The 12,627-nt window shown below is 66.4% G+C and carries 13 protein-coding genes; 12 read left to right on the top strand and 1 reads right to left on the bottom strand.

The genetic code is table 11. From position 1 onward, the window contains the following. The first annotated feature begins 557 nt into the window (after nucleotides 1–557). From HKK72_RS28970 to HKK72_RS41470, 12 genes are all read left to right on the top strand, one after another. On the top strand, nucleotides 558–1,796 hold the full coding sequence (locus HKK72_RS28970; protein WP_187237613.1) for a hypothetical protein: 1,239 nt from the start codon (nucleotides 558–560) through the stop codon (nucleotides 1,794–1,796). A 13-nt stretch (nucleotides 1,797–1,809) separates the two neighbouring features. Continuing rightward, nucleotides 1,810–2,532: a Flp pilus assembly protein CpaB gene (cpaB, locus tag HKK72_RS28965; RefSeq protein WP_187237612.1), complete on the top strand. Its 723-nt coding sequence runs from the start codon at nucleotides 1,810–1,812 to the stop codon at nucleotides 2,530–2,532. Further along, on the top strand, nucleotides 2,529–3,734 hold the full coding sequence (locus HKK72_RS28960) for a CpaE family protein (protein WP_187237611.1): 1,206 nt from the start codon (nucleotides 2,529–2,531) through the stop codon (nucleotides 3,732–3,734). The genes cpaB and HKK72_RS28960 overlap by 4 nt, the downstream gene beginning before the upstream one ends. Next, on the top strand, nucleotides 3,731–4,105 hold the full coding sequence (locus HKK72_RS28955) for a TadE/TadG family type IV pilus assembly protein (RefSeq protein ID WP_187237610.1): 375 nt from the start codon (nucleotides 3,731–3,733) through the stop codon (nucleotides 4,103–4,105). The genes HKK72_RS28960 and HKK72_RS28955 overlap by 4 nt, the downstream gene beginning before the upstream one ends. Beyond that, entirely contained in the window at nucleotides 4,102–4,461 is a 360-nt protein-coding gene (locus HKK72_RS28950; RefSeq protein WP_187237609.1) for a TadE/TadG family type IV pilus assembly protein, read from the top strand. The genes HKK72_RS28955 and HKK72_RS28950 overlap by 4 nt, the downstream gene beginning before the upstream one ends. A gap of 2 nt (nucleotides 4,462–4,463) precedes the next feature. Further along, entirely contained in the window at nucleotides 4,464–5,777 is a 1,314-nt protein-coding gene (locus HKK72_RS28945; protein ID WP_187237608.1) for a CpaF family protein, read from the top strand. Next, nucleotides 5,774–6,700, top strand: a complete 927-nt coding sequence (locus HKK72_RS28940; RefSeq protein WP_187237607.1) for a type II secretion system F family protein — start codon at nucleotides 5,774–5,776, stop codon at nucleotides 6,698–6,700. Before HKK72_RS28945 ends, HKK72_RS28940 begins: the two co-directional genes overlap by 4 nt. Further along, entirely contained in the window at nucleotides 6,700–7,587 is an 888-nt protein-coding gene (locus tag HKK72_RS28935; protein WP_187237606.1) for a type II secretion system F family protein, read from the top strand. The genes HKK72_RS28940 and HKK72_RS28935 overlap by 1 nt, the downstream gene beginning before the upstream one ends. Continuing rightward, nucleotides 7,574–8,779 carry a sensor histidine kinase gene (locus tag HKK72_RS42425; protein ID WP_187237605.1) on the top strand — a complete coding sequence of 402 codons (1,206 nt, stop codon included), beginning with the start codon at nucleotides 7,574–7,576 and terminating at the stop codon, nucleotides 8,777–8,779. Before HKK72_RS28935 ends, HKK72_RS42425 begins: the two co-directional genes overlap by 14 nt. Continuing rightward, the gene (locus tag HKK72_RS28925; protein WP_187237604.1) at nucleotides 8,776–9,435 is read left to right on the top strand and encodes a response regulator; all 660 of its coding nucleotides are present in this window, start codon (nucleotides 8,776–8,778) and stop codon (nucleotides 9,433–9,435) included. Before HKK72_RS42425 ends, HKK72_RS28925 begins: the two co-directional genes overlap by 4 nt. A gap of 108 nt (nucleotides 9,436–9,543) precedes the next feature. Then, nucleotides 9,544–9,771 (top strand): hypothetical protein, encoded by a 228-nt coding sequence (locus HKK72_RS28920; RefSeq protein WP_187237603.1) that lies wholly within the window; start codon nucleotides 9,544–9,546, stop codon nucleotides 9,769–9,771. A gap of 319 nt (nucleotides 9,772–10,090) precedes the next feature. Further along, complete coding sequence (locus tag HKK72_RS41470; RefSeq protein ID WP_261987294.1) at nucleotides 10,091–11,458, top strand: OmpA family protein; 1,368 nt, start codon at nucleotides 10,091–10,093, stop codon at nucleotides 11,456–11,458. A 65-nt stretch (nucleotides 11,459–11,523) separates the two neighbouring features. Here HKK72_RS41470 and HKK72_RS28910 read toward each other — a convergent pair. Further along, nucleotides 11,524–12,627, bottom strand: a 1,104-nt coding sequence (locus HKK72_RS28910; protein ID WP_222721266.1) for a hypothetical protein, incomplete at its 5' end; no start/stop codon positions are given.

The following is a 12,627-nucleotide window of genomic DNA, read 5'->3' as shown; positions in this document are numbered from 1 at the left end:
CCAGCACCGATCTTGGGCCTGGTGATCGATCGGCCGTCGCGTCGGAGGCTGTGACCTGACGGTGAGAACGGTGTGCCGCCGTGAACCGAATGGAGTAGACCAGCGTCAAAGCTCCAGGTTTACCCGCCAGCTAGGAGAGCGAGTCGCCATGATCCCAGGTCACAGGGCTTCCCGACGCGCTGCGCCGACTGTGCTGAGGAACCGTGCACATCCCGCGATCACAGGCGATCGCGGTACCGATCAAGGGCCCTTAGACCTAATTCGCCGCCTATTCGCATGGGCCCAGGAGCCTTGACTCCAAGCTGTCAGATCGGGCGGTGACCAGCGCATTTATCGATGCGCGCTTGTAATGCCCAGGCCCACCGGGTCGACGCTGATGAGTGAAGCGTTGTTGGCTGCCAATAGTCCTAGATATCGTTAGTTAGTCCGTAACGGCGACCGGTGGGCTCTGACCGTGGGGCCGGGCGTAGCGAGCGGCGCGTCAAGATACTCATTGATATCGTCCGGACACTCAGTGGAAGGCATGCGGTGAAGCCGGCTACCTGTGGGGATCGACCATGACTGCCGTCATGCTTCTCGGTGATATCCCGAGCGCGGGGGTCATCCGGGAAATCCAGGCGGACAGGCTGGCGCTTCCCGCCGAGATGACACCAGCGGCCACGCTGGCGGTCGTCGACCACCTCGCTCGTGGTCTGCAGGCCCGTGGGGCGGTGCTGGTCCTCTATCCCTCCTGGCGGCCTGGCCCGGGCATCCGGTTGGTCCGGTTCGCACGAGCGATCCTGCGTACGGACCGGATCGCAGGGGTCGGGCTGGGACTGCCGCCGGTCGCGTTCTCGCTGGTCGCCGACCAGCTCGCCTATCTCGCGCGGTATGTGAAGCCCGGGATGCTCGCCAGCCTGGCCTACCGGCTGGCGCAAGAGGTCTTCGCGGGCGCCTGGGTCAAGAGCGTCGCCCGCCTCGAGCACATTCAGACGGGCATCGGGGAGCATGTCTCCTCCTACCTGCCGGGCACGGGCTTCATGGTCTCTGCCACGCCGCAGCCCGGGGTTCACCGCATCACCTCGGCGCACCCGGTCGCGCCGATCGTTCACCGGCCGGTCGAGCCGATCTTTCTCCTGGCCACCCGAGAAGGCGGCGACGCCGACTGGCTGCAGAACAAACTCGCGTTCGCGATCGGTGCCCAGTCGGTGAGTTTCGTGGGCGGGCAACCGCTCAGCACGGAGTTCTGGGGGACTAAGAAGTACGTCGAGTTCGTCGCGTTCAGCGGTCACCAGTACGCATTGCAGAATGTCCTGCGTGACACGCTGACCCACCCCTGCCCCTGGTGCCAGGAGCCGACCGCCGTACGGATCTGTCCCTTCTGCGCCATGGTCCAGCCGACGGCCTCCATCGCGCAGCCGCAGCCCTCGCAGCCCTCTCAGTCACCGTCGGCTCAGCCGCAGTCCCTTCTGGCCAAGGCGCCTCAGCCTCAGCCGGTTCAGCCCCAGCGGGTTCAGCCCCAGCCCCAGCAGGTTCAGCCTCAGGCACAGCCGGTTCAGCCTCGGGCACAGTTCCCTCAGCCGTCTGGGCAGCAGCAACCGGCCCACCCCCGAGCGGCGGAACCTCAGCATCCGCAGCCTCGAATGCCGAATGGGGCCGCGGCACCTGCGCCGGAGGGTGCACGGCCGGACGAGGCCGTGCGGCCGGCGGCCGCCTCACCCGCCGATCGAGCCGTCTCCGTGCGCCCGCCACCACGGTTCAACGATGTCGAATTCCCTCCGGCACGGACCCGCCAGCCACAACGAACTCCCGATTAGGAACGAATAGATAATGAACCCCCGTCAGCGTCGTGGAGTGCTGCTCATGGTCGTGGCATCACTTGGCGCCATCTTCGTCTTCATCACGGTGCTCGGCTACGTCGGCAATGTGCGGACCCAGGCGCGTGCCGAGGTCGGTGAGATGACCACCGCCCTTCAGCTGCAGAGCCCGGTCGATGCGTTCACCCCCATCACGGCCGCAGCTCTGAAGGAAGTGCAGATCCCGCGCCGGTGGGCCACCGACGCCTTCGTCCGCAGCGTCGCCGAGCTCCAGGGCAAGGTCGCCGCCGCCGACCTGAGCGCGGGTGCATATCTGCAGCAGGGGATGGTCGTCAGCGCGCCGACCCTCACGCCGGGCCAGCGCGAGATCGCCATCATGATCGACGCCGAGACCGGAGTCGCCGGCAAGGTCCAGCCGGGCTCGATCGTCGACGTCTACTCCTCCTTCGACTCGACGACCAACGGCCGGACCAGGACCGCCGCATGTGCCGTCCGGATTCTCGATCGTGTGCAGGTCATCGACGTGGGTCAACTCCGGCAGGAGAGGGGGAACGGCCAGCAGCAGGCCGTCTCCTCGGTCGTGCCGGTGACCTTCGCGCTCGACTCCGACGAGACTCTTCGGCTGACCTATGCCGAGAGCTTCGCGCGCAAGGTGCGACTGGCGCTGGTCGGCGGTTCACGAGACGCGAGGAAGCCCTTCAACCGGCTCTGCGAGACGCCTGAGGCAGGCCGATGACCGTTCAAGTCGTCATCGGCAGCGGCGATCAGGAGCTCGTCACGGCTCTGAGCGCCCAGTTCGCCGAACTCACGGGCATCGAGGTCATCGGGGTGGAGACGACCTCCGCCGAAGTGCTCGGCGTCGTCAACGCGGAGCAGGACTTCGACGTCGTCCTGGTCGACGATGAGATCGGTCCGCTGTCGGCGCACGAACTCGTACGGGAGATCGGGATGCGCCGCCCGCACGGCGCGGCGGTGCTGCTCAGCGCCAAGGTCGACGAGGATCTGCTGACCCGGGCCCTCGAGGCGGGCGCCAAGGGGGTGCTGGCGCGGCAGCCCAGCCTCGAGGAGTTGCGGGCCCGGGTCGTGGCGGCCGCCGAATGGTCCCGGGGAATGCGTCGCCGGCTCGGCACCGCCATGGCCGACGACTTCCCGGACGGACGGCGGGGCCGCATGGTCGCGGTCTGCGGGGCGAAGGGCGGTACGGGGGCGACCACCGTTGCCGTGCAGCTCGCGCTGGCGGTCGCGGCGCACAAGAGCGTCTGCCTGGTCGATATGGATCTGCAGACGGGCGACATCCCCAGCTACCTCGATCTCGTCCACCGCCGCAGCATCGCCGACCTGGTCGGCGTGGCCACCGAGATCACCGGAACGGTCCTCGGAGATGCGCTGTTCATCCACGAGTCCGGTCCGCACGTTCTGCTCGCACCGGCGGAAGGGGAGCGCGCCGAGGACGTCACCGCGCTCGCGGCCCGCCAGATCCTGGGTGCGCTCAGAGCCCGCTACGAGGTAGTGATCGTCGACTGCGGGGCGTTCATGACCGAAGGTTCGATGACGGCGGTGGAGTACGCCGATCGGGTCATCATGACGGTGACCCCGGATCTGCCCGCTCTGCGCGCGGCGAAGCGGATGGCGCAGCTGTGGGCGCGTCTCAAGGCCCGCAAGGAAGAGGAGATCTACGTGCTCCTGACGCGCCTGGGTCGCCGCAGTGAGATCCAGCCGGACTTCGCGGCCCGGATTCTCAACCTGCCGCTGACCAAGACCACTATTCCGTCGTCCTTCCGCGCGCTGGAGAAGGCGATCAACAACGGCACGCTGGCACGCGTGGAAGACGACGGATACCGGCGGGCCATCGCCGCGCTCGGCATCGAGGTCGGCGTGCTGCCCGTGGACACCGGTGGTGAGGTTCGGGCGGGCCGCCGGGCGAAGGTGGACACGTGAGAAAGCGACCCGACGCCGGGATGGTGGAGTTCACGGCGATGCTGCCGATCGTGCTCACCACCCTGATGCTGATCTGGGAGACCTTCCTGCTCGGCATGTCGGCGACGTACGCCGGTCACGCGGCGAACGAGGGCGCCAGGGTCGCGGCCGTGGGCGGCGGCCAGAAGGCCATCGAAGAAGAGGCCGTGCGCCGCATCTCCGGGGCGTGGGCCAAGGAGGAGAACATCAAAGTCGAGTATCCCACCGACAAGCGGGATCCCGACTACGGCTATGTCCGGGTGACCATCAAGCCGCCGTTGTTGTTCCCCGGGGTCCTGCTGCCGATGTCGGTCAGCGCGCGTTCCCGGGTGGTGTACGAGGGGCCGGAATGAAAGACAAGGGCTCGGCGGCGGTGGAGTACCTGTCCACCATCGGATTGTTCCTCTTCGTGCTGGTCGTATGCATCGAGGCCTACGTCTCCTTCAGCACGATCGAGAAGGTGGAGAACGCGGCCCGTACCGGCGCGCGTACGGCGAGCATGGCCGAGAACGCGGACGGCCGGGAGGCCGAGGGCAGGGCGGCCGCCGACGCGGCCATGCCCGATTGGATCAACAGCAAGACGATCACGGTGACCGAGATCGGCGTCGACAGCGTTCAGTGCACCATCCGGGCCAAGGTGCCGCTGCTGGCCAAGGGCGTCCCGTTCGATTTCACGGTCACACGACGTGTCGAAATGCCGGTGGGGTGACCATGGGACTCAAGAACCGCCTGGGTGCGGAGCCCAACGGCGATCAACCGTCGAGCGGGGGGACCGTAGCCCACTGGCGACGGCGGCTGCTCGAGGAGATCAATCTCGACGACCTCGCATCGCTTGACCTGGCGCAGCGCCGCGCCCGGCTGGAGAAGGTCGTCGGGCACATTCTGAGCCGCGAGGGGCCGGTGCTCTCGACCAGGGAGCGCAGCACCTTCATTCGGCGCATCGTCGACGAGGCGCTCGGTCTCGGTGTTCTCGAGCCGCTGCTGGCCGACACGACCATCACGGAGATCATGGTCAACGGCCCCAACGACGTCTACGTGGAGCGTGGCGGCCGGCTCGCGCGCATCAACGCCTCGTTCGCCAGCGAGAACCAGCTCTATCAGACCATCGACCGGATCGTGGCGCAGGTCAACCGGCGGGTGGACGAGTCGAGCCCGATGGTCGACGCGCGTCTGCCCACGGGCGAGCGGGTCAACGTGATCGTCCCGCCGCTGTCCCTGTCCGGCCCGGTACTGACCATCCGGCGATTTCCGCGGCCGTACCGCATGGACGAGCTGGTCGGGATGGGTTCCCTCGACGAGCACACGGCGGTGCTGCTCGCCGCGTTCATCCGGGCGCGGCTCAACATCGTCATCACCGGCGGTACGGGCACCGGTAAGACCACCTTCCTCAACGCGCTGTCGGGGTTCATCCCCGATCATGAGCGGATCATCACGATCGAGGACTCCGCCGAACTGCAGCTCCAGCAGGACCACGTCGTCCGGCTGGAATCGAGGCCGCCCAACATCGAGGGTGAGGGCTCGGTCGCGATCCGGGACCTCGTCCGTAACGCGCTGCGGATGCGGCCCGACCGGGTCATCGTCGGTGAGGTCCGCGGAGCCGAGACCCTCGACATGCTGCAGGCCATGAACACCGGTCACGACGGCTCGCTCGTGACGGTGCACGCCAACTCGGCCGAGGACGCCATCTACCGGCTCGAGACCCTGGCCTCGATGAGCGAGGTCAAGATCCCGTACGAGGCCGTTCGCGACCAGATCAACAATGCCGTCGACGTCATCGTGTACCTGGGCCGAGGGGCCGACGGCTCACGGCGCATCGTGGAGGTCGCCGTCATCTCCTCCGGCCGGCGAGAGAGCGTCAAGCTCGTCAACATCATGCGATTCGAGCACCAGCCCATCGGTCCGGACCGTCTGGTGCGCGGCTGGTACCGCCACTCCCCGCTGCCGCGGGTCCTGGCGCAAAAGCTCATGTACGCGGGCGAGACGGTGCCGCCCGCTTTCGGGGTCGTCGCAGAGGAGATGCCGTGAACCTGTCCACCATCACGCTGCTCCTGATCGTCGTGCTCGTGCTCGCGGTCTGGGCGGCATGGGAGTTCGGCCGAGGGCTCGACCAGCGCAAGGCGCTCGCCGAACGAGGGACCCGCGGATATGACCAGCGGCGGATGTCGACCGCGCTCGACCGGCTCGACGCCCGATTGCGTCGCACCACCATCGGTCGGCAGATCGCCCGGCGCCTTGTCGCGTCGGGGTTGCGGATCCGGCTGTCGACACTGGTGCTCGGGGTCGGGGGCGGCGGTGCGGCCATCGGGCTGCTGCTCGGCCGGTTCCTCTCGCCGCTTCTCGGAGTGGTCATAGCGCTCGGGGTCGGCGCGGCCACCTTCGGCTACATGCGGCATCAGGAGGACCGGCGCCGTGAGGAGTTCGTCGGGCAGCTGCCCGAGCTTGCCCGGGTGCTGGGCAACGCGACGGGCGCGGGGCTGTCCATCCGCACCGCCATCGAGATGGCCGCGGACGAGCTCGACGAGCCGGCTCGCACGGAGCTGAGCCGCAGCGCCGAGGCACTACGGCTCGGGCAGTCGTTCGACGATGCCATGAACGACCTGCGGGACCGGCTGCCCTCACGTGAACTGGCCGTTCTGGTCAGCACCCTCGTCGTGTCGTCACGCTCGGGAGGCTCTCTGATCACCTCCCTGCGCAATATCTCGACGACGCTGGAGCAGCGCAAGGAGACACGACGCGAGGTCAAGACCATTCTCGGCCAGTCGGTCGTCGCCGGCTGGGCGATCGCGGGGATGGGCGGCGCCATGTTGCTCGGAATCGCGGTCCTCAACCCCGCGATGCTCGATCGGATGACGGGTTCGGTGGTGGGGTCGATCATCCTCGCGATCGTGATCGGGCTGTTCGCCGGTGCCCTAGTGCTCATTCGCCGCATGACAAGGATCGATGTGTGATGCCCCTTTTCATCGCAGCGGCGGCTGCGCTCGTGGTGCCGATGTTCATGTGGGGTTACGTCCTGAAGTTCAGGCCGCAGGAGGTGCCCGACGATCTGGTCGTAGCGGCCAGGCAGAACAAGCGGGAGGGGTTCGGCCCGTTCGGCGCCTTCATCGACCCGCTGGGCCGGCCGTTCGGTCCCTTGATCCTCGCGCTGATCCCTCCTACCGCCCGTGGCCGGCTGCGCGCCCGTATCGAACGCGCCGGCCGGCCCGGAGGCCTTACCCTGGACGGCTATGCCCGCAACAAGGCGGGCAACCTGGTGGTCTACGGCACTGCCGGTGTGATCGGCATGCTCTCGGGGCAGTTGCTGGTCGGCATAGCGCTGCTCGCGGTCGGCGTGGTGCAGACGGACATCGTGCTGTGGAACCTCGGCCGCGAACGGCAGACCGAGATCCAGAAGGCGCTGCCGGACTTTCTCGACGTGCTCACCGTCACGGTGTCGGCCGGTCTCGGGTTCCGTCACGCGCTGGCGCGGGTGGCCGAGAGCATGCCCGGGCCGCTCTCGGACGAGATGCTGAAGGCACTGCGTCAGATGGAGCTCGGCACGCCACTCCGTGACGCGTTCGAGGAGCTGCGGCAACGCAATGACAGCGAGTCGCTCTCCAACTTCGTCACCGCCATCCTGCAGGCCGAGGAGCTGGGCGCGCCGCTGGCGAGCGCGCTCGCCGAGATCAGCATCGACATGCGCCGGGACGCCTTCCAGCACGCCCGACGGCGTGCCCAGCGCGCTGATCCACAGGTGACCATCATCGTGACGTTCTTCATGGTGCCGGCCATGATGCTGCTGATCGTGGCGATGCTGTGGTACGGAACCGACGGGTCCTTCAGCCGTGTCTTCAGTTGATCCGCTGGGCATCGCGGCGGGCGCCCGGATCGGCGCCACCTTCCGCCTGCTCATGCAGGTGAGATTCCTGCTGGCGATCGTGTCGCTCCTGCTGGTGCCGTACGAGCGGCGGATGCTGAGCGACTTCCTGATCGTGGCGGGCATCGCGCTCTTGTCCGTGCTCGCGGCCTTCGGCTGGCGGCAGATCGTGCCTTCGCTGGTGAAACATCCTGTGCTCATCGGTTTCGACGTCTTCGTCTCGTACGCGGTGCTGGAGACCGCCGGAGTGCTCGGTCCGTTCTTCCTGTTCACCGTCGTGACGTCGGCGGTCGCCGGCCTGCTGTATCGTCTGCCGGGCCTGCTTCTCGTCTGCACCCTGCAGGTGATGCTCTATTACACCGCCGCCGTAGGGGGCACCGAACTGGTCGTCGTCTTCCAGACCGCCATCGCGATGCCGGCCTTCTACCTCATCGTGGGGTTCGTCGGCATCGGGCTTCGCGGCCTCTATGACGAGTACGCGGCCCTCGACGAGGCCCGCCACAGGGCCGAGATAGGTGCGGCCGCCGCGGAGGAGCGGACCCGGCTGGCGCGCGAGATGCACGACTCGCTCGCGAAGACCCTGCGCGGTATCGCCCTGTCGGCCATCGCGCTGCCGATCTGGGTCAACAGATCGCCGCGTCGCGCCGAGGACGAGGCACGTCGTATCGCCGCGGCCGCTGAGATCGCCTCCAGAGAGGTGCGAGAGCTCATCTCGGATCTGCGTGACTACGCGATCGATCGGCCGCTCGCCGTGGCGCTCAGAGAGATCGTCGAATCGTGGGCGGAGTCGGCCGGAATCAGCGCCGACGTCAGGACGGGGCCTGATATCGATCTGCCGCTTCGGCAGCGTTACGAGGTGCTTGCCATCCTTAAAGAGGCGCTCGAGAATGTCGCGCGACACGCGGGCGCGTCCTCGGTGACGGTAGAGCTGACCGCGGTGACCGGTCGTCAGGTGGTGATGATCGTCAGTGATGACGGCAATGGGTTCTCCATGACCGAGGATCTCTCCGGTCTGGTTCGCAACGGTCACTACGGACTGGTCGGGATGCGAGAACGCGCCTCCACCATGGGCGCCGCACTCAGTGTGACCTCAAAGCCCGGAGAAGGAACGACGGTCACGGTCACCGTCGCCGCGGACGAGCCGGAGTCACGTCGGCACTTGGAGGTGGCATGAGTCAGATCAGGGTCGTCGTCGCGGATGACAATCCGGTGGTGCGCTCCGGTCTCGTCGCACTGCTCGAGGCGACCGGCGAAGCCGAGGTCGTCGCCGAGGCGGGCGACGGAGCCTATGCGATCGAGCTCACTGAGCGCCTCAAGCCCGATCTCGTCCTGCTGGACGTGCGGATGCCGCTCATGGACGGAATCGCCGCCGTGGAGAAGCTCAGCCGCCTGACGCGTGTGCTGATGCTGACATACACCGATGATCCCGAGGTGATCCGCTCAGCCGTCCGCAACGGCGCCAGCGGTTACCTGGTCTACGGCTCCTTCACGGTCGATGAGCTGGCCGCCGCGATCCGCGATACGGCCGCGGGCTCTGGCAACCCGCTCTCGCCCGCGGCGGTGGCCGCGTTGATGGCGGCGGTGAAGGAGCCCGCACAGAGCCGGGTCGGCCGCACGAGCGGCAAGGCCCGCTTCGGACTCTCCGCGCGAGAGGCCGAGGTCATGGACCTGATCGCACAAGGCCGGGTGAACCGGCAGATCGCCGCTGAACTGTTCCTCACCGAGAAGACGGTGAAGAACCACGTTAACCGCATCTTCGCGAAACTGGCCGTGGAGAACCGTGCGGCCGCGATCGCACGCTGGCTAGGCACCGCTGTGGGGGACCGGTGATAGGTCCCCACAATGGGCCTAGTTTGGGTCTCCGGACCCTGGGGGGCGCGTCTTCAACTCCGTATTGTCAATGTTCAACGGCGGAGCTGATAACGCGGGAGACAAAAAATGAAGCCAATCCGTACCTCCTACGCATGGCTGGGCGCACGACTCACCACCCTTCCCGAGCGCGACCGGAAGGACCGGGGAGAAGGCCCGGTGTCGTACATCGCAGTGGTCCTGCTCATCGCGATCATCGCGCTGGCGATCTCCCAGACGAAGATCGGCGAAACCATCATGAGCTACATCTCCCAGGCGGTCGACAAGGTCTTCCAGAACGGCACCAAGTCCGGCTGACGGAACATCTCAATCTTCAAGACGGAGGGTCGGGTACGCCCGACCCTCTGTTTTGGCGTTGTATCGCAGCCTCGGGCCCGGTCTATTGTGGAGGAGAAGCTGTTGCCTCATGCGAACCCCAACCTCCTCAAGGAAGTTCGAGATGAACGCTTTCCATTCGTTCGTCCGGCTCGTCGTTGTCATTGGCGCCGTCTCCCTGGCGGTCGGGTCCTGTAGTGATTCAGGGGAAAAGGCCAAGACCACGCCGCCTGGATCTTCGCCCCAGAGCGGACCGAGTTCTCCGGGGTCCTCTTCTGCGGTACTCCGGTCCGCGACTCTCATGCAGAGTCCCAAGGCGCGGCTCGATCTACTGGCTCTCGATCGCGTCTCGGACAAGGTCGTCGTGGCGAGAATGCGGGTGGTGAACCAGGATCTGCGCGAAATCGACTTCGGTACCACATTGGCGGCGTCGGCCACCGTCAGCGCTCCCGGGACCACCGATGCGAACGCGGTATCGGCGATCGCGCTGCTCGACGGAGCCAACTCGCGGCTGCATTACCCATTGCTCGGTACGGATGGGAAATGCCTCTGTACGCAGGTGATCCTGCCGAAGGTGCCACCTGGAACGTCGTTGGATCTCGCGGCGGCCTTTCCGGCGCCCGTTGCCGGCGTGAACAGCCTCGGTGTCGTGTTCCCGGGTGCGCCGCCGCTGCTCGACATCCCGGTGGTAGATCGGCCGGGCGGGACCCTCGCCGTGAAGGCCGGTCAAGCGGCCGTCGATCCGACGAAGGTGCCGACCAGGGATGCTCAGATATTCCCGGTCATCGCCACCGTCGAGAACGACTCCAGCGCCGAGGACGACACGGGCACCGAGCTCAGCGTCCGCATGTCGGCTGATGTGTTGTTCGCCCTGAACAAGGCGGATCTGACTCCGCGCGCGCAGAAGGTCCTCAAGGACGTCGCTGCCAAGATCGACAAGTCCACCGGCAGCACGGTACGTGTGGACGGGCACACGGACATCAGTGGAAACGATGCGATCAACAATCCGCTGTCGGAGCGCCGGGCGAAGAGTGTGGAGAGCGAGCTCAAGAAACTCGTCACCAGATCCGGCGTGACCTACCAGAGCAAGGGATACGGTTCGTCGCAACCGGTCGCCTCGAACGACTCGGCGAAGGGTCGCCAGCTCAATCGCCGGGTCGCCGTGACCTTCACGCGACCCAAGCCGGCGGCCGTGCAGACCCCGCTCCCGGCCGCTCCGTCCGCATCGCCGTCCGGCCTCGTCGCCAAGATCCAGGCGGCCCCGCCGGCAGGTCATGTTGGGAACTGGCCGAAAAGCGCCACCGTCCGCTTCGACGGCCTGCGGCGCGGTGGCGCCGGATACGCCGTCCTCACGTGGACGGTGCGCAATGACGGTCCCGCGACCCTGGACGTCAATTCACTGTTCACCGCCGACCCCGGAGACACCTACCGGGGGAACAGCGTCAGCGGCGTCGTGCTCACCGCGGCGGATCGGCGCTACCGGGCACTACGTGACAATCGCGGAGAGTGCATCGGCCCTAGGTTCGAGGTGGTGGACGGGAGCATCAAGCAGGTCGCGAAGGGTGAGGAGCTCACCCTGTCCGCGATGTTCAAGCTCCCAGACGACCTGACCTCCGTGGACGTCGAAGTCCCCGGGTTCGACAAGGTCGAGGGTCTGCCGGTCGGATAGCGGCATCGAACCACGGGCGGGTGGCGGGCGAAGTCAGCTCGCCACCCGGCCCTGCCGGTACCGCCCTATTTGCGGATGAAGACCGTCGCCTTGTCGTCCTGGTAGATCTGTTGCCAGGCTGCCGCTTCGGTGAGAACCGCCGACAACGATGCACCGCGCGGCCAGAGCACGATGTCGATCCGATGCCTGTTGAGGGTCTCCGACCAGGACAGATCCGCGCCCAGCAGCTTGAAGTAGTCGTGCACGACCGCTGCCGGGTACATGTCGTAGCGATCGTCGATGAAGACCTCTTGCCGTGGCCAGTACGCATGGATGATGTATCCACTCCAATCGTCGGTGGTGGCGATCCGGCGCCCGAGCATGCCCCTCTGCTCGAGGGCCTGCATCGCCTGAACCGGATAGCGTCGCAGGTCGAAGTCGGGCTTGTTCAGCTGAGAGACCGTGTTCTGCACGCCAATAAAGATGATCAGCGGGATGAGTAGGTAATTGAGCGCTCTCCCGCGATCACGGAGTTCGTCGATGGCCGAGATGCGAGCGATGATGGGGAGCCCGACGAGCGGTGTGAGTGCGACGTTGCGCTGTGCCCACAGCGCCAGAAGCACAAATGCCAAGAATACCAGTACGTCGCGTCGACTGGGACGCCGTGACGCGAGGAGAAGTACACCGAGGAAAGAGGCTATCCAGATCGCGAAGAGGATGCCTATGACGTTATGGAAGTCGGGCGAACTCCATTCGATGACATAGCTGAGTATGTTTCCTCTCGACAGCATTTGCACCGGGAAAATGATGATGTCGAGCCCATAGGGATTGACGAAGCAAAGGCCGAAGGCGACGAGGGTGGCTATGCTCAGCCTCTTCTCTCGCCCCCTGATCGGCGGATGTCCGTCAAGCCATTGGCCGGCGATGTGCAGCGCGAGATAGAGGAAGCCCAGGGCGAAGGTGCCGTGGAGATTCGCCCACAGCCACATGACACCGCAGATGCTGACCAGCGGATAGGCCCCCACCCTCGAGTCCGGCACTTCGACGATCCATAGAAGAACGAGCATCGCCAGGATTCCGAACACCAGAGGCCGTCCCGACCAGAAGGGAACGGAAGCGGCCACGGCCGCGGTGGTCATGAAGGCGGCTCTGGCCGTATGCCGGGTGAGGCGCAATGCGAGCCGGTAGGC

The sequence above is a fragment of the Actinomadura sp. HBU206391 genome (assembly GCF_014323665.1).
Taxonomy (GTDB): Bacteria; Actinomycetota; Actinomycetes; order Streptosporangiales; family Streptosporangiaceae; genus Actinomadura_C.
The sequence above is the reverse complement of the archived record's forward strand: the minus strand, read 5'-3'. Positions and strand labels throughout refer to the sequence as shown.